We start from the raw sequence: 18758 nt of genomic DNA, 5'->3' as shown, positions 1-18758 counted from the left end.
CGGCGGCGGGATTATTCCAGCGTCGCGATGATGGCACGAAGCGTGGGGATGCCCCAGCCCTTTTCCGACGATGTGACGATGATTTCGGGATAGGCAGCGGGATGTTTCGCCAGCGCGCCGCGGACCTGATCCAGCACCTTTTCGCGTTCCTTTTCCTTGACCTTGTCGGCCTTGGTCAGAACCGCCTGAAAGGTGACGGCGGCACTGTCGAGCAGGGAGAGGATTTCCTCATCCACCTTTTTCACCCCATGGCGTGCGTCGATCAGCACAAAGGCGCGGCGCAGGGTCTGGCGGCCGCCGAGGTATTGTTTCAGCAGGCGTTGCCATTTTTCGACCACCGGAAGCGGCGCATTGGCATAGCCATAGCCCGGCAGATCGACGAGGTAATGCGAGTCACCGGCAGTGAAATAGTTGATTTCCTGCGTCCGGCCCGGCGTGTTGGAGGCGCGAGCCAGCGCCTTGGTCCCGGTCAGCGCGTTGATCAGGGTCGATTTGCCGACGTTGGAGCGCCCGGCAAAGCAGACTTCCATCCGGTCGGCGGGCGGCAGGCCATCCATCGCCACCACGCCTTTGACAAACAGTGTTTCCCCGGCAAAGAGCAGGCGGCCCGTTTCCAGGGTCTGCGCTTCGGGTTCTGCTGCGATGGGGAAGGGAAGCTGCATCATTTCACCTCGATCGCATCGCCGATTGCCACCTGGCCCGACTGGATCACCTCGGCGTAGACACCGAAATCCTGGTGGTCCCATGAATTGAGGATGCCCAGCGTGTCCACGTCGCGTTCTCCGGTTTCGGGGTTGGCGGCGGTATGCAGGCAGCGGCGGATCGGTTCACGCACCCGCAAAAGCGCGCCGCCAATGGCCACGTCCTTGCCGATCCAGTCGAATTCGTCCCATGCGGTGCCCGTGTCGAACCAGATGTTGCCACGCCAGCGCAGATTGGAAAGCGCCACGCCTGCCTTGTCCGCGACGGCCCGGTGAGACGCCAGGTTGCACAGGCTGACCGAGGGGAACGGGGTGTCGGTGAAACCACGCTCGGCCAGGCGCAGAATCCGGTCGGGCAGGGCGCGGTCCTGCGGGACCAGCGGCAGCACCCATTCGATCAGCCGCGCAGCTTCGCTGTCGGGCTGGAAGGTCAGATCGGGCCGTTCCGGATGCGACAGGGTCAGCGTCTTGCCATCCTCCGCCAGCACGGCATTGATCGCGGCCAGTTTCGGGGCCTTGGTGCCGATGCTGAAATTCACGCATCGCGCCCATTCCGACCCATCCGCCCTGGAGTGGTCATGCGCCACGGCCCAGAGCCGGTCGAAGGGCATCGCCTGCCCGGCGGTCAGGGTCACGCTCTGCAACTCTTCGCGGCCGTGGCTCTTGAGAGGATGGCGGAAAAGTTGAACCAGCGTTGTCATTTCTTGGCGTCCGGCTTTGGCTTGCGCCGGAACGACCCCAGGATGTTCCCCATGAGGTCAGGCTTGTAGCCCTGACTGCGCATGATCAGGTATTGCTGGGTAAAGGTGATGGTGTTGTTCGCGATCCAGTAGACCACCAGCCCGCTTGCAAAACTGCCCAGCATGAACATGAAGACCCAGGGCATCCAGGCAAAGATCATCTGTTGCGTGGGGTCGGTGGGCGCCGGGTTCAGCTTTTGTTGCAGGAACATCGAGATGCCCAGCAGCAGCGGCAGGATACCGATAAAGATCAGCGCCATGATCGTGCCGGCCTCGGGCGCGCCCCAGGGCAGCAGGCCGAAGAAGTTGAACAGCGAGGTCGGGTCAGGCGCGCTGAGGTCCTGGAAGGGGCCGAAGAACGCCGCATGGCGCAGCTCGATGGTGACAAAGATCACCTTGTAGAGCGAAAAGAAGATCGGGATCTGCAACAGGATCGGCAGGCAGCCCGCGGCCGGGTTCACCTTTTCCTTGCGGTAAAGCTCCATCATGCCCTGCTGCATTTTCTGGCGGTCGTCGCCCGCGTCTTTTTTCAGCTTCTCCATCTGCGGCTGAAGCTCTTTCATCTTGGCCATGGAGACGTAGGATTTATAGGCCAGCGGGAACAGGATCGCCTTGATCAGCAGGGTCAGCCCGATGATCGCGATGCCCATGTTGCCGATCAGCTTGTTCAGCTCGTGCAGCAGCCAGAAGATCGGTTTGGTCAGGAAAAAGAACCAACCCCAATCAATGCTGTCGATGAATTTCGGCACGCCGGCGGCTTCGTAGTCGCGCAGGATCGCCCATTCCTTTGCACCGGCAAACAACTGGGTTTTCATGCTGGCCGAGGCACCCGCTGCCACAGTCTGGGTGGGCTGGCGGGTGACGGCGCGATAGACGTCGGAACGCGCGTCATAGGTCAGCGCCTCGTCAAAGGGCTGGCCCTGATCGGGGATCAGGATCGCCTGCCAGAAGTGGTCGGTAAAGCCGATCCAGCCCGTGGTCACATCTTCCTTGACGATGGCCTGGCGGCCCCATTTCGCGTTTGCATCCGCTTCCGAGATGTCGTCCCAGTCGGTTTCGATCAATTCACCATCTGCGATGGATACGGCACCTTCATGCAGGATGAAGAATTTCTGCAGATCATCGGGCTGGGTGTGCTGGACGATCATGCCGTAGGGGGCGAGGGAAATCGGGGCCTCGCCATTGTTGGTGACCCCCTGGCCCAGCGTGAACATGTAGTTGTCATCCACCGCGATGGTGCGGGTAAAGACCTGGCCCGCGCCGTTGTCCCAGGTCAGGGTCACCGGGGAATCGACGCCAAGCGTGTCGCCTTCGGCAAGCGACCATTCCGTGTCGGGGCCGGGGACCGATGTCGGGTCGATGCCGGTGCCGGCGGCCCAGCCTTGCAGGGCATAATAGGCGTCTGTCGTGCCCTGGGGGGACAGCAATGTGACGATGGGCGCATCGGCGTCCAGCGTGGTGCGGTAATCCTTGAGTTTCAGATCGTCGATCCGGCCGCCGACCAGCGAGATGGAGCCGGTCAGGCGCGGCGTCTCGATGTTGACGCGGGGCGCATCGGCAAGCGAAACGGTCGATGTGGTGTCGTCCCCGCCCGAAATCGGTGCGGTCGCGGGATCGGCGGGTGCCACGGGCACGGTTCCGTCAGCGGTCTGCTGGGTCGCCGGTGTCGTGCTGTCGAGGGCGGGGTCCGGTTCGGGTGGTGGAAACAGGACGAACCACGCAAGGATCACGATGAAACTGAGTGCCGTCGCGAGAATGAGATTCTTGTTCTGTTCGTCCATGGGGACCGCCACCTTCGGGATGCTTTTGATCTGGGTGGGTTGAACAGAGTTGAGGCCCAGAGGTCAAGCGGATTCGGGCAAAACCTCCGGTCTGCGCGATGATCCGACGCAGGCCCCGCAGGCTGGTTTGACAGGGCGGGAGGGCCCCGTGCCGCCCGAGGCGGTCAGCCGCTCTTGCCATCCATGAAACGGGGGGTGTCGGCCAGTTTGGCGGTATGGCGGCTGATCCAGTCCAGGGTCTGGTCGAATGGCATGGGCCGCCCGATGCCATAGCCCTGCACATGGTCGCAACCCAGTTGCGCCAGCAGAACGTGTTCGCCCACGGTTTCGACGCCCTCCGCCAGGGTCTCCACCTCCAGCCTTTCGGCCATGGTCAGGATCGCGCTGATCATGCGTTGCTGTTCCGGGTCGCGGTCGGCCTTCATCACGAAGGAGCGGTCGATCTTGATCCGGCTGACCGAAAACCGCCGGATCGAGGTGATCGCCGCATGGCCGGTGCCAAAATCATCCAGATCAATGCGGCACCCCATTGCGCCCAGCGCGTTGATATTGCGGGTAATCAGGTCATCCGGCGTGCAGGCGACCACTGTCTCAAGCACTTCGACGGCAAGCCGGTCCGGGGTCAGATCGAACCGGTCGAGCTCCCATCTCACCTTGTCGGTCAGACGGGGATTGCGCAGTTCCGAACTTGTGAAATTGACGCCGACCTGGGGCACATGCGCATCCGCACCGTCCCATGCCTTGAGCGCGGCAAAGGTGTGGTACATCATGACCTCGGTCAGCCGTTCCAGCAGACCGGCGCTTTCGATGGCGGGCAGGAAATCCTTGGGCAGCAGGATGCCCCGCTGCGGATGATGCCAGCGGGCCAGCGCCTCGAACCCGGTGATCTCTCCGGTGTCGGTGGAGATCTGGGGTTGAAACCAGGGCTGGATCTGGCCGGAATCCAGTGCCTTGACCACGTCATCGCGGATCTCTTCGCGGGTTTCGATGGCGATGCGCATCTGATCGGAAAATGCCCGGATCGCGGAAGGCCCCCGGTGTTGCGCTTCGCGCAGGGCGGTGAGGGCGGCGTGCATCCAGGCGTCGCCACCGCTGTCGGGCGCACGCGTATGCTGGCAGAATCCGACACTGGCAGAGACGTAGATATTGACGCCGTTGATGGCCACGGGTTCTTCCAGCGCGGTCTGCAGGCGGGACGCCATTTGAATGCAGGTTTCCAGATCAAGATGGCGCAGCGGGGCCGTGCAGATGCCGAACCGGGCGTCGCCCAGCTGCGCAACACTGTCCACATCGCGCAATGTGGCGATCAGCCGTTCACCGGTGCGCAGGACAACCGTGTCGGCGGCGGCCTGACCGTATCGGTCTGCAAGCGCGTCGAATTCACTTAATGCGATGGCATAGATGACGGCAAATCTGTCTTCGGCATGGGCCTGTTTCAGGGTCTGGCTGACGATCTCGGAAAAGGCCTGACGGGTCAGAATGCCCGGCACCGCGGGATCAGAGGCCCGAAACCGCAAGGCACCCTGTCCGAAGATCAGATAAAGCCCCGGCATGGAAAGCGAAAACCAGATCAGCCCGGTTTCGCCGGCAGCCATGTAGACGGCCAGGGTCAGGGTCGGCAACAGGACCAGAGCGCCGGGCCAGTTCAGCGCGGAAGTGAGATGATTTTGCCATCTTGCCAGTGTCCTGGCCCGCCGTCGCGCCATAGGTGCTTCCCCGCTCGTCGTAAGATGCGTCCGCTGCATCTGCAGGAGCTTAGCCTGCGTGGAATGAGCCGGGGGTTAATCTTGCCCGAAAAGATGGCGTCCTTTTAGCTAAAAGTCTGCGGATCAAGCGACAGGCCGGCAAAATCGAACAATTTGGGGTCCAGCAGATGCGAGGGGCGCGCATTCATCAGCGCCCGGAACATGACCTGACGCCGGCCGGGGCTGTTTTTTTCCCAGCCGTCGAGGATCTGCTTGACCTGCTGGCGCTGCAACCCGTCCTGCGAGCCGCAAAGATCGCAGGGGATGATCGGGTATTGCATCGCGCCGCTGAATTTCTCGCAATCGGCCTCTGCCACATGGGCAAGAGGGCGGTAGAGAAACAGATCGCCCTGTTCGTTCACCAGCTTGGGCGGCATCGTGGCCAGGCGCCCGCCGTGAAACAGGTTCATGAAGAAGGTTTCCAGGATGTCGTCGCGGTGGTGTCCCAGCACCACGGCGGAACAGCCTTCCTCGCGCGCGATCCGGTAGAGGTGGCCGCGGCGCAGCCGCGAACACAGCGCGCAGAAGGTGCGGTTCGCCGGCACCTTGTCCATCACGATGGAATAGGTGTCCTGGTATTCGATCCTATGCGGGACGCCCATCTTTTCCAGAAAGGCGGGCAGGACCGTTGCGGGAAAGCCGGGCTGGCCCTGATCGAGGTTGCAGGCCAGCAGGTCGACCGGTAACAGCCCGCGCCATTGCAGCTCGTGCAGAACCGCCAGCAGGGTATAGCTGTCCTTGCCGCCCGACAGGCAGACCAGCCAGCGGGCGCGGGGGGCGTCGGGTTCCTGCGCGCCCGGGGCGATCATGCCATATTGCTCGATCGCCTCGCGCGTGGCGCGCACGATCCGCTTGCGGAGTTTCCTGAACTCCGTCGTCTGGGGCGCACCCTGAAACAGCGCGTGGATTTCTTCGGGTTGGTCGAGCATGTGATCGCAGTAATCCATTGCCCAAAGGCGATCAAGGACGCGATGCGCGGCGGAGGAAGGTTTCGCGCTAAAGGCGAGAACATGCTACGCTGCCTTTTATTGCCGACCCTATTGATAAAGGAATTTGAGACATGACCCTATTTGCAAGCCGGCGGACCTATAACGCCCAGACAAACAGATTCACCAATAATGCTGCGGCACTGACCCGTTATGTACAGATCACCAGCTCTGCGGGGGCGGTGAGCAAGGGGGGCATCATTTCGCGCGCGGATTGGCACCGGGAGGTCCTGCGCGCGTCGCAGAGCCGCGAGATCCTGTTTTTCGTCCACGGGTTCAATACCTCGCAGACAACCATGTTGCAGCGGCTGGCGGCACTTGAGCAGGGGTTGCGCAAACATGGCTATCGCGGTGCGGTGGTCGGCTTTGACTGGCCCAGCGACGGGAATGTGCTGGCGTATGATTCCGACCGCAATGACGCCAAAAAGGTTGCGCCCTACCTGGTGACGGAAACGATCGGTCTTTTCCTGAATGAAAACCCCCGGTTCAAGCTGCATGTGCTGGCCCATTCGATGGGCGCCTACCTGACCTTGCGCGGGTTCTCCGGTGTCGGGGATGCGCCCGGCGCGCGCAAATGGGACGTGGATCAGGCGATTTTTGCGGCGGCGGATGTGGATGTGGAATGGATGCGCAAGGGCGCATGGGGCAGTCTGGTGATGGACCGTCGGTCGAACCGCCTGACGAATTATTACAACGGCAATGATGCGGTGCTGCAATTGTCGGGGGATTTCATCAACGGGGGCCGCAGGCGCGCCGGGCGCAAAGGGCTGCCTGATCTGGTGGAAAAGGATCAGGTCGATGTCGATGCCACACAGCGTTATGCGGCCTTTCCCCAGAAGGGCGCGCAGATTTCGCATCGTTTCTATTTCGGCGATGATGGATTTTTCAAGGATGTGGCGCTGACACTTGCGGGAACGGCGGCGGCGGATATGCCGACCCGGCTGATCACCAACGGGGACGCGGTGTTGAAGGCGTAAGGGGCGTGTGAGGCTGCCAGGGGCTGCAGTCCTGGAAGGGCTTGTGGTGAATTTGAGCCAGCCGGAGGCCATTTAGGGCGCCCCGCCTTAAACTTGAATCGCCGATACCCTGCCACGCTTCGCGCTCTCGGGACATCGGCGATACTGAGTGTATCAGGTTCAAGGCGGGACGCTGTAAACAATATATTCCAGCGTGTTGAGCGGATGGGGCAGGCGCGCGGTATTGCGGCGCGTTACAGATGCCGCTTGCCCCTGCGCGTCAGCGTCAGTTCATACCGATAGTCCTGCAAATGATGACATGTCATTTTTGACATGTCTCCACGGGAGTGTGTCATCGGGGAGTGTCCGGTTCAGCAGGTGGAGCAGGCCGTGGGTCGTTGACAGCGGGCGGCGAACCTCTCCCGATCCCGTTGGCATGGCGGCAGGTGGCAGGCTCAGACCTCAGTGCGGCCCGTGGTCCTGCGACATGGGCGGCACGGGATCATAGCCGCTGCGCCCCCAGGGGTGACAGCGCAAGATCCGGCGCAGTGCCAGCCAGCTGCCCTTCAGCCCCCCATGGGTTTCGAGCGCTTCCAATGCATAGGCGCTGCAGGTTGGCTGATAGCGGCAGTTGAACCCGACCCAGGGGCTGAAAACCAGCCGATAGGCGCGCACCGGCAGCGCCAGGATGCGGGCAAGGGCGGTCACGCGGGCGGCCTGTGCAGCTTGCCCAGGGCGCGGGCGAAGTCGGACTGCATTTGCGCAAAGGGCAGGGTGGCGGTGGCCCCGCGCCGGCCGATCAGCACATAGTCATGTCCCCGCTGGCCCATCGCTGGCAGGGACAGACGCGCGATTTCCCGCAGGCGTCGTTTTGCCCGGTTGCGGGCCACGGCATTGCCGACCTTCTTGGAGCAGGTAAACCCCACGCGAATGACATCCGGATCGGCTGTTTCATCCGGCTTGCGCCGGCGCATCTGCACAACGAAACCGGGCATCGCGACATGGCTGGCGCGGGAGGCGCGCAGAAAATCGGCGCGGTTCTTCAGCACCTGCAGACGCAAAGAAACCGCCGGAGGATTGTTCCCCGGATTGGCAGTGCTGCCATCCACGGGGGCCTCCGGCGGTGTCATGCTTTGCAAGGCGCTGCGCGGTTTACGCGCTCAGCGACTTCCGGCCCTGGGCGCGGCGTGCGTTGATGATCTTGCGGCCCGCTTTGGTGGCCATGCGCGCACGAAACCCGTGACGACGCTTGCGGACAAGGTTCGAAGGTTGATAGGTGCGTTTCATCGCGTCGATCTCCAATAGGTCATTCGGGGCGCAGATTCGGCCCGTCACGTCAATTCAGACCCGCTCTCTAGTCAGGATGCGCGGGCAAGTCAAACCCTGCAAGCGGGTTTTCCCCCCTCTCTTGCAACAATTTATCCGTCGCGGCTGGTATATATTTCAATTCAGGCCGATCTTTCACGAAAGACCCCCGAAAAGCACACCTTGGTTCAAGGGGCCGTGATAGGGCTAGGCGCGGGCCGGGTTCCGGATCATCTGTGAGGCAGGCAGATAGGCCGGTTGCGGCGGAGAGACGGAAATGGCGGACAGGGCCGACGGAAAACACACCGGATCGCAGCGGGCGCGCATTGTGCCCCTGATCGCGATTGCCGTCGCGGCGGTGATCGGTGCCTTCACGCTGCGCGACTACCTCAGCTTTGACACGCTGCGCGACAACCGCGAGGCGCTGATCGCCTTCCGGGACAGCAATTACCTGGTAACTGCGCTGCTGTTCATGGCCGCCTATGTGGCGATTGTCGCCTTTTCCCTGCCGGGGGCCACGATCGCCACCCTGACCGGGGGCTTCCTGTTCGGCACCGTCCTGGGGACCGGGTTCAACGTGACAGCTGCCACCATCGGCGCGACCCTGATCTTCCTTGCCGCGCGCATGGGGTTGGGGCAGGTGCTCAAGGCGCGTCTGGAGGCTTCCGAGGGGCTGGTGTCCAGGATCGGCAAGGGCCTGGACGAAAACCAATGGTCGATGCTGTTCTTCATCCGCCTTGTCCCTGCGGTGCCCTTCTTTGTCGCCAATCTGATCCCGGCCCTGCTGGCGGTGCCGCTGCATCGCTTTGTGGTCTCCACCTTCTTCGGGATCATGCCGGGGGCTGTTGTCTATACCTCCGTCGGCGCTGGGCTCGGCGCGGTTTTCGCGCGCGGAGAAACGCCGGACCTTGGCATCATCTTCGAGCCGCATATCTTGTTCCCCATCCTCGGGCTCTGCGCATTGTCCCTGCTGCCCGCCGCACTCAAATGGGCCACGGGCCAGAAGGATGTATTGAAATGAACCGGATCAAGACGGACATTCTGATTATCGGCGCAGGCTCCGGCGGCCTGTCCGTCGCGGCGGGTGCGGTCCAGATGGGGGCAGATGTGGTCCTGCTGGAAGGCCATGAAATGGGCGGCGATTGCCTGAACTACGGCTGCGTGCCCTCCAAGGCGCTGATCGCCAGCGGCAAGGCGGCCCATGCGCAGCGTCACGCGGCGCCATATGGTGTGGCCAATGCCCCCGGCACCGTGGACTACGCCGCCGCCAAGGATCACGTCGCCGATGTGATCGCGCAGATCGCCCCGGTGGACAGTCAGGAACGCTTCGAAGGCCTGGGCGTCAAGGTGATCCGCGCCTATGGGCGCTTCATTTCCCGCGACGAGGTGCAGGCAGGCGATACGGTGATCAAGGCCCGGCGCATTGTGATCGCCACCGGATCATCGCCGCTGGTGCCGCCGATTCCGGGTCTCGATACGGTCCCCTATGAGACCAATGAAACCCTGTTCAAACTGCGCGAGAAACCCCAACATCTGCTGATCATCGGCGGGGGCCCCATCGGGATGGAAATGGCCCAGGCCCATCTGCGTCTGGGCTGCAAGGTCACCGTGATCGAAGGGATGAAGGCGCTGGGCAAGGACGACCCGGAAACCGCCCGCGTCGTGCTGGACACCCTGCGGGACGAGGGCGTGGTGATCGAGGAAAACGCCACCGCCGCCGAAGTGCGCGGCACGGCGGGCAAGATCGAGGTCGAGGCCAAGGATGGCCGGATCTTCAAGGGCTCTCACCTGCTGATCGCGGTGGGGCGCAAGGCCAATACCGACAAGCTGGATCTCGGCAAGGCCGGGATCGAACCGGCCAAAGGCGGGATCAAGGTGGATGCATCGCTGCGCACCACCAACCGCAAGGTCTATGCCATCGGGGATGTGGCCGGCGGGCTGCAATTCACCCATGTGGCAGGCTATCATGCCGGGGTGATCATCAGATCCATGCTGTTTGGCCTGCCGTCCCGGGCAAAGACTTCCCATATTCCCTGGGCGACCTATACCGACCCGGAACTGGCGCAGGTCGGGTTGACCGAGGCCGAGGCGCAGGAAAAACACGGCGACAGGCTGGAAGTGGTCCGGTTCCACTATGAACACAACGACCGCGCCCTGGCAGAGCGCAAGACCAAAGGGTTCATCAAGGTCATGGTGGTCAAGGGCAGGCCCCTGGGCGCCTCCATTGTCGGCCATCAGGCGGGAGAACTGATCGGCCTTTGGGCGCTGGCTCTGGCAAACGGCATGAAAATGAGCCAGATTGCAGCCATGGTGGCTCCTTATCCGACAATCGGTGAAGTCAACAAACGTGCGGCGGGGGCCTATTTCAGCCCGCGCCTGTTCGAAAGCGATCTTGTAAAGCGGGTGGTGCGGTTTGTTCAGCGATGTGTGCCGTGACAACGGGGGCCTGCGCGCCGGGGCGCGACAGCCCGCCCGCCGTCCCATGGGGGTGACGCAGGCATGCTGAATTCCCTGTCCGGCCGCCTGCTGATCCTGACAAGTGTTTTTGTCATGGTGGCCGAAGTGCTGATCTTCGTGCCCTCCATCGCGCGGTTCCGCGAGGATTACATGCTGCAGCGGCTGGAGCGGGCGCAGATCGCCTCGCTGGCGCTTCTCGCGGACGATATGCTGGACCCCGCGCTTGAGGCGGAACTGCTGGAAACGGCAGAGGTGTTCAACGTTGTCCTGCGCCGTGACGCGGTGCGCCAGCTCATGCTGTCTTCCGAGATGCCGCAGGCGATCTCGCAGACCTTCGATCTGCGCAACGCCACCGCGATGACATTGATCCGGGATGCGGTGATGCGTCTTTTCCGGCGTGAAAACGAAGTGATCCGTGTCATCGGGGCGCCGGTCCGGGATGCGGGGCTGCTGATCGAGATCACGATGGAAACCGCACCGCTGCGCATGGCGATGATCGACTATGGCCTGCGCATCCTGATTCTCTCGGCAGTGATTTCGGCGATCACCGCGACCCTGCTCTTCCTGACCATCCGGGCGATGTTCCTCAAACCCGTGAAACGCGTGGTGGGTCATATCCAGCGCTATGCCGAAGCCCCGGAGGACGCCCGCCGCATCATCGAACCCAAGGCAGGCGTGACCGAGTTGCGCGAAGCCGAAGTCGCCCTGCGCACGTTGCAGACGGAGCTGACCCAGGCGCTGAAGCAGAAGGACAGGCTGGCGCAGCTTGGCGCGGCGGTGAGCAAGATCAGCCACGACCTGCGCAATATCCTGACCACCGCGCAGCTCTTTACCGATCGCATCGAAACCTCGGAGGATCCGGCGGTCAAACGGCTGGCACCCAAACTGGTGGGGTCGATCACCCGCGCGGTCCATCTGTGCGAAAGCACCCTGGCCTTCGGCAAGGCGGAAGAACCGGGGCCGACCCTGACCATGGTGCCGCTTGCCGAACTGGTCGAAGAGGTGATCGAGAACGAACGCCTGGCGACCCAGAGCACGCAGATCAGCTTTGTTGCCGATGTCGCCCCCGGCCTGAAGGTGCGCGCAGACCCCGAACATCTCTACCGTGTGCTCAGCAACCTGACCCGCAATGCCCGGCAGGCGCTGATGTCGGCCGGGACGGGGGGTGAAATCACCCTGCGGGCAACCGAAAACGAAACCAGCTGGAACATCGAGGTGGCCGATACCGGCCCCGGCCTGCCGCCCAAGGCGCGCACTTTTCTGTACAAGCCGTTCCAGGGCGGCACCCGCAAGGACGGCACCGGACTGGGCCTGGCCATCGCGGCGGAACTGGTGCGCGGCCACGGCGGGCAATTGTCCCTGTTGAGCAGCGATGAAACCGGCACATGTTTTGCGGTCTGCCTGCCCAAGGGCGACGCCGCCGTCTGACACCGCCAGGAAATCCGCCACAGGTCAAAACTGGGGCTTGCAAACCCCCGCGCAGGCCACTAAACCGCCCGACAGTGGACCGATAGCTCAGCTGGATAGAGTACTTGACTACGAATCAAGGGGTCGGGGGTTCGAATCCTCCTCGGTCCGCCACTACCCCCCTGTAAGTTGCCAAGCAAAACCGACTTTTGTGACAGGTAACTGACCCAGAGCGCGGCGCTACGTTCGGAGGACGGGGCAGGGGCTAAGCGGCATTCGTGAAAAATGCAGCGAAAGTCGTCTTCGAGCCCGAAGTGACGCAAAGCGCAAGCCGGGCCAGCGCCTGCCCGGGGTGGGCGATACTGACCTTGGTTCATGCCACTTTATTTCTCAACCGTGATGAATCCCAACGAGGGAACAACTAGCCTCACCAAATCGCCTACCCGACCGGCGGGCAGGCGATGGCCCGGCGCCTTCGGCTTGTTCCGGGCCTGGGTGCTCATGTTTGATGGCAGCAAAGTCCGCACTGCCGACTTTCGTGTGCATCGCGCCGAAGGTCCGGATGGGTCGGAAATGCTTGGCATTTGGGTCGGAATTGCTTGGCATGGCCCACTGACAAGATTCAGAAAATTCGCCGGAAAGAGTCGGAAATGCGCGGCATTCGACACCCCTGTAAGACGTCAGACGAAATTGGCTTTTACGTCACATCGCTGACCCGGATCGCGGCGTGACCGCCGAAGGACGGGGCAGGGGCAGCGGTCATTCGTGAAAACTGCAGTGAAGGTCTGCTTTGAGGGGCGGTTTCAACGGATCAACACTTAAGTGGACACTTGACTTTTGTCAGGCGCGCTATAACTTAAGCGTATGGTTGAGCATTCCAAACAACTTGATATGGCGTTCCACGCACTTTCTGACGCAACGCGGCGCGGGATCCTTGATCATCTTTCACGCGGATCGGCCTCCGTAAGTGACCTGGCCAAGCCCTACGACACATCCCTTTCCGCGATCCATCAGCACGTTCAGGTGCTGGAGGCAAGTGGACTGGTTGTAACGGAAAAACGCGGCCGGGTCCGCGAATGCCGGATTTCCAGCGAAGCTGTCTTGCGCGTCGAAATCTGGTTGAGCGAACGTCGCCAGCTTTGGGAAGGACATTTTGACCGGCTCGGAGAATTGCTCGAAAGCAAAGAAACAACAGACATGGCTGACGGTTCAGGCCAATCCTCCAAGGGAAATGAGACATGACCGAAAATCGCTTATTCCATGGGACATTTACACTGAAACGACTGTGGGCGGCACCGCCAGACCGCGTGTTCAGCGCATGGTCCGATCCGCAGATCAAGGCGCAGTGGTTCACCGGCCCGGCCGAAAAATGGGCCCTGATGCGCCGTTCGATGGATTTTCGCGCCGGTGGTCAGGAAGTCCTGCAGGGGCGTTTCAACGAAAGCGGTCTGGAAACACTGTTCGAGGCACGTTTCCATGTCATCGAACCGGCCAAACGGCTTGTGTATGACTACGACCTTCACCATTCCGGCAGCTTTCATTCCGTGACGCTGTCGAGCCTGGAACTTGACGCAGACGGCGACAAGACCCGCGTCTCCTACACCGAACAGATTGTGTTCCTGGATGGAAAGGACGGCACCGCAGACCGCCGTCACGGCACCGGAATCCAGTTCGACATGATCGAGGCCACGCTTCAATCGCTGGAGATTCTTCAATGACCCTTGCGCTCTATGGGCATCCCTTTGCCTCCTTTGTCTGGAAACCGCTGATCGCTCTATACGAGCGCGGCGTCGCCTTCGACTTCCGAATGGTCGACCCCGATCACCCGGAGAACGCCGCTCGCATGGCCGCCCTTTCCCCCACCGGGCAGTTTCCGGCGCTGGTCGATGGCGACCGGGAAGTCACTCAAAGCAACGCTGTGGTCGAATATCTCGACCTGTTTCACGGCGACGCGCCGCCGATGGTTCCCGAGGATGTCCGCGAAGCGCTGGAGGCTCGCATGATCGCGGATGTGTTCGATGACTATATCCATGCGCAGACGCAACGGATCGTCGGTGACGCCCTGCGTGGCGAAGATGAGCGTGATCCCCGTGGCGTTGCCGATGCGCATGTGCTTATAGACCGCTGCTATGATTGGATGGAACCCCGTCTGCAAGACACGGAATGGGCGACCTGTGGTCGTTTCACGATTGCCGATTGCGCAGCTGCTCCGGCGCTTTTCTATGGTGACTGGGTTCATCCGATTCCAGAGCGTTGCTCCGCGCTCGCCGCCTACCGGGCACGGCTTCTGTCCCGCCCCTCGGTGGCCCGCGTCGTCGACGAGGCGCGTCCCTTTCGATCCTTCTTCCCATTAGGAGCACCTGACCGAGATTAGGTCTCGAATGTCCGCTCCGTCCGCTCACCCGTCCTTGACCCATACCACGCCCAAAGTCTGGTTTGGGTCAGAGATGCTTGGCACTTAGGTCGGAATTGCCTGGCGCGGCCCACTGGCATGATTCAGCAAATTCGCCACCCTCGCGTCGCAGTTGCGCGGCGCCGGTGTTGAGCGCGGGCTGATGACGTTTCTCAGCCCGCGCTCGTGGCGTTTAGCTACCAAACCGCTCAATGACCTCGGTGAGATTGATGTGGCCCAGACAGGCGCCGCTCCCCGGGTTCATATCCCCGTTCTCAAGAGCGGTCGCGTAGATGACAGCCGGATGCGCTTCAATTCGCGCGCGAACAGCCGCAAGTTTTGGCCAGCGGCCTTTGTCAGCCAGTTCGTGGAAATCGAGCCAACGCGCGACACCGACCAAGAGGGCGTCAGCCAGCGTAGGGTGATCCGCGATCAGGAACCTGCTGTCCCCGATCATCTCTTCGAGCTTGTCGTGGCGTTCGAAAACACCGTCCCGACCCCACTCGCTGAGTGCAGATCGTACCGCCTGGTTCATGTCAGCCATTTCCATGGCCGCCCAAAGCGGTCCGAACGATCCTGTAAAGCCGGTGTTGATGAAGGCCATCAACTGATGCATCCGGTCGGCTTCTCTCGACAGCGGGTCAAAACTGATGCTGCGCCTGGAATCCCTGGCTTCCAGCCATGATGCTATCGCCAGCGTTTCAGTCAGTACGTCGCCGTTGTCGGTGATGAGGACCGGCGTCTCAACCCGCGGATTGATGCGCAGATAGGATGGGTCGCGCATCTCACCGAACATATCGACACGGCAAAGACGGTAGGGTTTCGCCAGCCATTCGAGAGCTGCGACAAGCCCCATGGAGCTTCCAGACGGGAAGCCATAAAGTAGAATCGGTTCCATGATTTATACTCCATAATCTCATGTCATCACGCTGCGCAGCGAACCCGAAACATACCGCCATGTATTCCGGGGTAAATTACGCACCTTTTTGTAACCATGAGGTCCCAATGAAAAATCTTGTGTCGCGATGCCCGATCGAAGAGGTCATGCAAATCCTGAGCGGCCGGTGGCCGACGCTGCTCATCTATTACTTGAAGACGGGCACCAGGAGGTTCAGCGATCTGCGCCGCGACAACCCGACGATTTCCCATAAGATGCTGGCACTGGAGCTGAGGAAGTTGGAGGATGCGGGGATCGTTCAGCGCACGGAATTCAGCGGCTACCCGCTGCGGGTGGAATATGATCTGACTGCCGACGGACATGATCTGGTGCCGCTGATCGACGCGTTGGGAAGTTGGTGGGAAGACCTCGAAGATCGAGACGCACCTCGGAACATGACTGAGGCGAACAACGCGGCGCGAACCGCCCGGTGAGCAACGATCAGGCGCTCCCGCGCTGTCGTTCATCGGTGCTGCATGTGGCCCGTACCATGCCGGGGCCACGGTGCGACCGGTTCAGTCGCGCATGGCCGATATCGGAGCTTGGGTCCGGGTGCCCCTCCATTCAGCGCAGCTTGCCAAGGCAGAAGCTGCCATAGCACCAGTGTCACGGTGCAATTTCACCTCTACCCGCTGTCGAAGGCGTTTTTGGGGTGATCGGGACTTTGTGAGTTCTTCATGCCCTCAGGGGCCCTTGCGGCAGGGGCTGCCATAAAGGGGATGGACGGCGCGGGAAGGATAGGTTCAGGTCGCGGCGGCAATGATCACGGGGGGAGAGAACATGATGCGCGGTGCAGATCTATTGGTAAGAACGCTGGCATCCGCCGGTATCACCCGCATCTTCGCGCTGTCGGGGAACCAGATCATGCCGATCTTCGACGCCTGTTTCGATGCCGGGATTGAGATTGTCCATACCCGTCACGAGGCAGCGGCGGTGTTCATGGCGGAGGCCTATGCGCAGCTGACCGGAACCGTGGGCGTGGCCCTGGTGACCGCGGGGGCAGGGGCGGCAAATGCGCTGGGGCCGCTGTTCACCTGCTCTGAATCAGAGACGCCGGTGCTTCTGCTGACCGGCGATTCTCCCATCGGTCAGGATGGCAAAGGCGCTTTCCAGGAGCTTGACCAGGTGCCGATGACAGCGCCGGTGACCAAGCTGTCGTTCCGTCCGACCCGCGCGGCGGATTTCGGCGTTGAGACGGCGCGCGCCTTGCGGGTCGCGCTTTCGGGGCGGTCGGGGCCGGTGCATATGGCGCTGCCCTTTGACCTGGTCGAGGCGGATGTGGGCGATGTCGATGTGCCCCATGCGGTCACGAAAGAACCGATGGGTTTGTCGGCTTCCGATGCGGCGGCGATTGCGGCGGCCGTCGCCGGAGCGCAGCGGCCCCTGATCATCTGCGGCCCGGCGATGAATGCCACACGCAATCCGGGCAGGCTGGAGGCGCTGGAAGCGGCCCTTGGCGCGCCCGTTGTGGTGATGGAAAGCCCGCGCGGCCTGAAGGACCCGGCGCTTGGCGACATCGGCAAGGCGCTTGGGCAGGCCGACCTTGTCGTTGCCCTGGGCAAGCGGATCGACTTTACCCTCGGGTTTGGCGGCGCGGCGGCGTTCCATGCCGATTGCCGCTGGATGGTTGTTCAGGCCGGCACGGAAGAGCGGGACCGGGCGCATCGCAATCTTGGCAATCGGCTGGCCGCCTGTTTCGCCGCTGATCCCCGGGACAGTCTCGGTGTTCTGATCGAGGCCGGGCAGGGGGGGCATGACCAGTGGCGGGCCGATGTGGCGGCGCATCTGGGACGGCGCGGGTTCAGCACCGCCGACATGGTGCCTTCGGGGCGGATCACCCCTGCGCAATTATGCGCCGCCGTGCAGCGGCAGATCGACAGGGCGGCGCAGGCCGTGCTGATCTGTGATGGTGGTGAATTCGGCCAGTGGGCGCAGGCCGCCACGCGGGCGGAGCGCCGGGTGATCAACGGGATTTCCGGGGCGATCGGGGGCGGGCTGTGCTATGCTCTGGGCGCCCGCGCCGCAGCGCCGGATGCTGCGATCTTTGCGCTGATGGGGGACGGCACGGTCGGTTTCCACTTTGCCGAGTTCGAGACGGCAGTACGCGCGGGGCTGCCGTTTGTCGCGGTGATCGGCAATGACGAGCGCTGGAACGCCGAGCATCAGATCCAGCTGCGCGAATACGGCCCCGAACGGCTGATCGGCTGCGGGCTCAGCAGGGCGCGCTATGATCTGGCCGCCAGGGGGCTTGGCGCGCATGGGGAATATGTGACAGAGCTTGCCGGGCTTGACGAGGCATTGGCGCGCGCGGTGCAAAGCGGTAAACCCGCTTGTGTCAACGTGCTGATCGAAGGCCTGCCCGCGCCGAGCGGCGCTGCGCATTAATCAAGGCGGAAACCCTTGCCGCGGATGAACTGCGCGAAGCCTTTCCGTTCCGGCAGGCTGTATTGACGGGCCTTGTCCATTGACCATGTGTAGCTGTCGCTGGTGCCGTAAAGGTCGGTGCGGCGCTGATTTGCATAGGGTTGCACGGCGGCGCGCTCCGCGTCGTAGGCTGCGATGTCTGCGGTTGTCGTCTCGTTGAAACGGTCCAGGTGAAGCGTCGCCCGCAGGGGCAGGCGGGGGCTGATCCGGGGGGCAGCAGCGGGTTGGCCGATGGCCAGCGCGGCAACGGGAAACACGTGGTCCGGCAGCCCCAGAATATCGCTTGCCTCTGCCGCCCGGTTGCGGATCGTGCTGATCGGGCAGCAGCCAAGGCCCGCCGCCTCCGCTGCGATGACGAAACTTGCCAGCGCGATGCCCGCATCCACACTGGCGTTGAAGAACGCGTCGAGATGATCGTTGGCAAAGTCGAGCCCCTGCATCTCATGCAGATGACGCTGGCGGCGGTTGTTGGCACAGAAGACCACAAGCGAAGGCACCTGCCCCGTCCACGCCTGGTCAGAGACAAGATCCAGCAGCCGTGACTTCTGTTCCGCATCATCGACGATCACGATGTCGCGCTGTTGCAGATCGCTTTTCGACGGCGAGGCGAGGGCGATTGCGCCGAGCGTTCTGAGCGTTTCGAGGGGGACCGGATCAGGTTCGAATGACCGGCAAGAGCCCCGTCCGGCAATGGCCTGCAGGGATGAAACCTGCGCCAGGTCCGCAGGGACCTGCGGCGCATCGGAAAAGCGCGCGGCGAGGAGGGCAGAGAGGTGGTCACTCATCAGACGTCAGCACCGGTTGCACAGCAGGGTGCGCCGCCATCAGCGCGCGCTGCGCCATTATGCTTGGAAAGGCCGCCGCCGACCGCAGCGATATGGACGGGCGATGCGGCCGTTTCCCCGGCGTCGTACAGCGTCAGCATGC

Annotated in this window: 20 protein-coding genes and 1 tRNA gene; 10 read left to right on the top strand and 11 right to left on the bottom strand. The window is 62.5% G+C overall.

Going from position 1 to position 18758, the window contains the following annotated elements:
• Positions 1-11: 11 nt before the first annotated feature.
• The 5 genes from yihA to ttcA all read right to left on the bottom strand — a co-directional run bounded on the left by yihA (position 12) and on the right by ttcA (position 5896).
• Entirely contained in the window at positions 12-662 is a 651-nt protein-coding gene (gene yihA, locus ACWNZ3_RS15920; RefSeq protein ID WP_269365880.1) for a ribosome biogenesis GTP-binding protein YihA/YsxC, read from the bottom strand.
• Complete coding sequence (locus tag ACWNZ3_RS15915) at positions 662-1402, bottom strand: MOSC domain-containing protein (protein WP_269365882.1); 741 nt, start codon at positions 1400-1402, stop codon at positions 662-664. The genes yihA and ACWNZ3_RS15915 overlap by 1 nt, the downstream gene beginning before the upstream one ends.
• Positions 1399-3222: a membrane protein insertase YidC gene (yidC, locus tag ACWNZ3_RS15910; protein WP_274575916.1), complete on the bottom strand. Its 1824-nt coding sequence runs from the start codon at positions 3220-3222 to the stop codon at positions 1399-1401. Before yidC ends, ACWNZ3_RS15915 begins: the two co-directional genes overlap by 4 nt.
• Before the next feature lie 164 nt (positions 3223-3386).
• Positions 3387-4928 carry a putative bifunctional diguanylate cyclase/phosphodiesterase gene (locus tag ACWNZ3_RS15905; protein WP_496900569.1) on the bottom strand — a complete coding sequence of 514 codons (1542 nt, stop codon included), beginning with the start codon at positions 4926-4928 and terminating at the stop codon, positions 3387-3389.
• 104 nt (positions 4929-5032) lie between these two features.
• The gene (ttcA, locus tag ACWNZ3_RS15900) at positions 5033-5896 is read right to left on the bottom strand and encodes a tRNA 2-thiocytidine(32) synthetase TtcA (RefSeq protein ID WP_496900568.1); all 864 of its coding nucleotides are present in this window, start codon (positions 5894-5896) and stop codon (positions 5033-5035) included.
• 131 nt (positions 5897-6027) lie between these two features.
• On the opposite strand from ttcA, the gene ACWNZ3_RS15895 reads away from it, so the two are divergent.
• Positions 6028-6930, top strand: a complete 903-nt coding sequence (locus ACWNZ3_RS15895) for an alpha/beta fold hydrolase (RefSeq protein WP_496900567.1) — start codon at positions 6028-6030, stop codon at positions 6928-6930.
• Between the two features lie 441 nt (positions 6931-7371).
• Here ACWNZ3_RS15895 and yidD read toward each other — a convergent pair whose 3' ends face one another.
• From yidD to rpmH, 3 genes are read right to left on the bottom strand one after another with little or no spacing between them, the layout of a single operon-like run.
• Positions 7372-7617, bottom strand: a complete 246-nt coding sequence (gene yidD, locus ACWNZ3_RS15890) for a membrane protein insertion efficiency factor YidD (protein ID WP_114273580.1) — start codon at positions 7615-7617, stop codon at positions 7372-7374.
• Complete coding sequence (rnpA, locus tag ACWNZ3_RS15885; RefSeq protein ID WP_269365890.1) at positions 7614-8039, bottom strand: ribonuclease P protein component; 426 nt, start codon at positions 8037-8039, stop codon at positions 7614-7616. Before rnpA ends, yidD begins: the two co-directional genes overlap by 4 nt.
• A 22-nt stretch (positions 8040-8061) precedes the next feature.
• The gene (gene rpmH, locus ACWNZ3_RS15880; protein ID WP_037911188.1) at positions 8062-8196 is read right to left on the bottom strand and encodes a 50S ribosomal protein L34; all 135 of its coding nucleotides are present in this window, start codon (positions 8194-8196) and stop codon (positions 8062-8064) included.
• 295 nt (positions 8197-8491) lie between these two features.
• On the opposite strand from rpmH, the gene ACWNZ3_RS15875 reads away from it, so the two are divergent.
• The 7 genes from ACWNZ3_RS15875 to ACWNZ3_RS15845 all read left to right on the top strand — a co-directional run bounded on the left by ACWNZ3_RS15875 (position 8492) and on the right by ACWNZ3_RS15845 (position 14452).
• Positions 8492-9235 carry a TVP38/TMEM64 family protein gene (locus ACWNZ3_RS15875; RefSeq protein WP_496900566.1) on the top strand — a complete coding sequence of 248 codons (744 nt, stop codon included), beginning with the start codon at positions 8492-8494 and terminating at the stop codon, positions 9233-9235.
• Complete coding sequence (locus ACWNZ3_RS15870) at positions 9232-10650, top strand: dihydrolipoyl dehydrogenase family protein (protein ID WP_496900565.1); 1419 nt, start codon at positions 9232-9234, stop codon at positions 10648-10650. Before ACWNZ3_RS15875 ends, ACWNZ3_RS15870 begins: the two co-directional genes overlap by 4 nt.
• A 63-nt stretch (positions 10651-10713) precedes the next feature.
• Positions 10714-12099 carry a sensor histidine kinase gene (locus ACWNZ3_RS15865; protein WP_496900564.1) on the top strand — a complete coding sequence of 462 codons (1386 nt, stop codon included), beginning with the start codon at positions 10714-10716 and terminating at the stop codon, positions 12097-12099.
• A 76-nt stretch (positions 12100-12175) separates the two neighbouring features.
• Positions 12176-12252, top strand: a tRNA-Arg gene (locus ACWNZ3_RS15860).
• Positions 12253-12942: 690 nt separating this feature from the next.
• Positions 12943-13320 carry an ArsR/SmtB family transcription factor gene (locus tag ACWNZ3_RS15855; RefSeq protein ID WP_496900563.1) on the top strand — a complete coding sequence of 126 codons (378 nt, stop codon included), beginning with the start codon at positions 12943-12945 and terminating at the stop codon, positions 13318-13320.
• The gene (locus ACWNZ3_RS15850; protein WP_496900562.1) at positions 13317-13796 is read left to right on the top strand and encodes an SRPBCC family protein; all 480 of its coding nucleotides are present in this window, start codon (positions 13317-13319) and stop codon (positions 13794-13796) included. Before ACWNZ3_RS15855 ends, ACWNZ3_RS15850 begins: the two co-directional genes overlap by 4 nt.
• Complete coding sequence (locus tag ACWNZ3_RS15845; RefSeq protein WP_274575897.1) at positions 13793-14452, top strand: glutathione S-transferase family protein; 660 nt, start codon at positions 13793-13795, stop codon at positions 14450-14452. The genes ACWNZ3_RS15850 and ACWNZ3_RS15845 overlap by 4 nt, the downstream gene beginning before the upstream one ends.
• A gap of 211 nt (positions 14453-14663) precedes the next feature.
• Here the strand turns inward: ACWNZ3_RS15845 and ACWNZ3_RS15840 are convergent, their stop codons facing one another.
• Positions 14664-15368 carry a glutathione S-transferase family protein gene (locus tag ACWNZ3_RS15840; protein ID WP_496900561.1) on the bottom strand — a complete coding sequence of 235 codons (705 nt, stop codon included), beginning with the start codon at positions 15366-15368 and terminating at the stop codon, positions 14664-14666.
• Positions 15369-15475: 107 nt separating this feature from the next.
• Here ACWNZ3_RS15840 and ACWNZ3_RS15835 point away from each other — a divergent pair, with 107 nt between their 5' ends.
• Together ACWNZ3_RS15835 and ACWNZ3_RS15830 are read left to right on the top strand one after the other, a co-directional pair.
• On the top strand, positions 15476-15841 hold the full coding sequence (locus ACWNZ3_RS15835; protein ID WP_496900560.1) for a winged helix-turn-helix transcriptional regulator: 366 nt from the start codon (positions 15476-15478) through the stop codon (positions 15839-15841).
• A gap of 346 nt (positions 15842-16187) precedes the next feature.
• The gene (locus ACWNZ3_RS15830) at positions 16188-17792 is read left to right on the top strand and encodes a thiamine pyrophosphate-binding protein (protein WP_496900559.1); all 1605 of its coding nucleotides are present in this window, start codon (positions 16188-16190) and stop codon (positions 17790-17792) included.
• On the opposite strand, the gene ACWNZ3_RS15825 is transcribed toward ACWNZ3_RS15830, so the two are convergent.
• Positions 17789-18616, bottom strand: coding sequence for a nitroreductase family protein (locus tag ACWNZ3_RS15825; protein ID WP_496900558.1), 828 nt, complete (start codon positions 18614-18616; stop codon positions 17789-17791). The two genes, ACWNZ3_RS15830 and ACWNZ3_RS15825, sit on opposite strands and share 4 nt — an antisense overlap.
• Complete coding sequence (locus tag ACWNZ3_RS15820; protein WP_496900557.1) at positions 18616-18756, bottom strand: hypothetical protein; 141 nt, start codon at positions 18754-18756, stop codon at positions 18616-18618. The genes ACWNZ3_RS15825 and ACWNZ3_RS15820 overlap by 1 nt, the downstream gene beginning before the upstream one ends.
• Positions 18757-18758 lie beyond the last annotated feature (2 nt).

It is taken from the genome of Sulfitobacter sp. IGS-18 (assembly GCF_059628195.1).
Note: the sequence above shows the minus strand (reverse complement) of the source record. Positions and strands in the feature narration are given on the sequence as shown.

Coding starts and splice junctions, on each gene's coding strand:
- rpmH (WP_037911188.1), bottom strand. CDS start 8,196: ATGAAACGCACCTATCAACCTTCGAACCTTGTCCGCAAGCGTCGTCAC.
- ACWNZ3_RS15825 (WP_496900558.1), bottom strand. CDS start 18,616: ATGAGTGACCACCTCTCTGCCCTCCTCGCCGCGCGCTTTTCCGATGCG.
- ACWNZ3_RS15875 (WP_496900566.1), top strand. CDS start 8,492: ATGGCGGACAGGGCCGACGGAAAACACACCGGATCGCAGCGGGCGCGC.
- rnpA (WP_269365890.1), bottom strand. CDS start 8,039: ATGACACCGCCGGAGGCCCCCGTGGATGGCAGCACTGCCAATCCGGGG.
- ACWNZ3_RS15905 (WP_496900569.1), bottom strand. CDS start 4,928: ATGGCGCGACGGCGGGCCAGGACACTGGCAAGATGGCAAAATCATCTC.
- ACWNZ3_RS15830 (WP_496900559.1), top strand. CDS start 16,188: ATGATGCGCGGTGCAGATCTATTGGTAAGAACGCTGGCATCCGCCGGT.
- ACWNZ3_RS15845 (WP_274575897.1), top strand. CDS start 13,793: ATGACCCTTGCGCTCTATGGGCATCCCTTTGCCTCCTTTGTCTGGAAA.
- ACWNZ3_RS15840 (WP_496900561.1), bottom strand. CDS start 15,368: ATGGAACCGATTCTACTTTATGGCTTCCCGTCTGGAAGCTCCATGGGG.
- ACWNZ3_RS15915 (WP_269365882.1), bottom strand. CDS start 1,402: ATGACAACGCTGGTTCAACTTTTCCGCCATCCTCTCAAGAGCCACGGC.
- ttcA (WP_496900568.1), bottom strand. CDS start 5,896: ATGCTCGACCAACCCGAAGAAATCCACGCGCTGTTTCAGGGTGCGCCC.
- ACWNZ3_RS15895 (WP_496900567.1), top strand. CDS start 6,028: ATGACCCTATTTGCAAGCCGGCGGACCTATAACGCCCAGACAAACAGA.
- ACWNZ3_RS15870 (WP_496900565.1), top strand. CDS start 9,232: ATGAACCGGATCAAGACGGACATTCTGATTATCGGCGCAGGCTCCGGC.
- ACWNZ3_RS15855 (WP_496900563.1), top strand. CDS start 12,943: ATGGTTGAGCATTCCAAACAACTTGATATGGCGTTCCACGCACTTTCT.
- yidC (WP_274575916.1), bottom strand. CDS start 3,222: ATGGACGAACAGAACAAGAATCTCATTCTCGCGACGGCACTCAGTTTC.
- ACWNZ3_RS15865 (WP_496900564.1), top strand. CDS start 10,714: ATGCTGAATTCCCTGTCCGGCCGCCTGCTGATCCTGACAAGTGTTTTT.
- ACWNZ3_RS15835 (WP_496900560.1), top strand. CDS start 15,476: ATGAAAAATCTTGTGTCGCGATGCCCGATCGAAGAGGTCATGCAAATC.
- ACWNZ3_RS15820 (WP_496900557.1), bottom strand. CDS start 18,756: ATGCTGACGCTGTACGACGCCGGGGAAACGGCCGCATCGCCCGTCCAT.
- yihA (WP_269365880.1), bottom strand. CDS start 662: ATGCAGCTTCCCTTCCCCATCGCAGCAGAACCCGAAGCGCAGACCCTG.
- ACWNZ3_RS15850 (WP_496900562.1), top strand. CDS start 13,317: ATGACCGAAAATCGCTTATTCCATGGGACATTTACACTGAAACGACTG.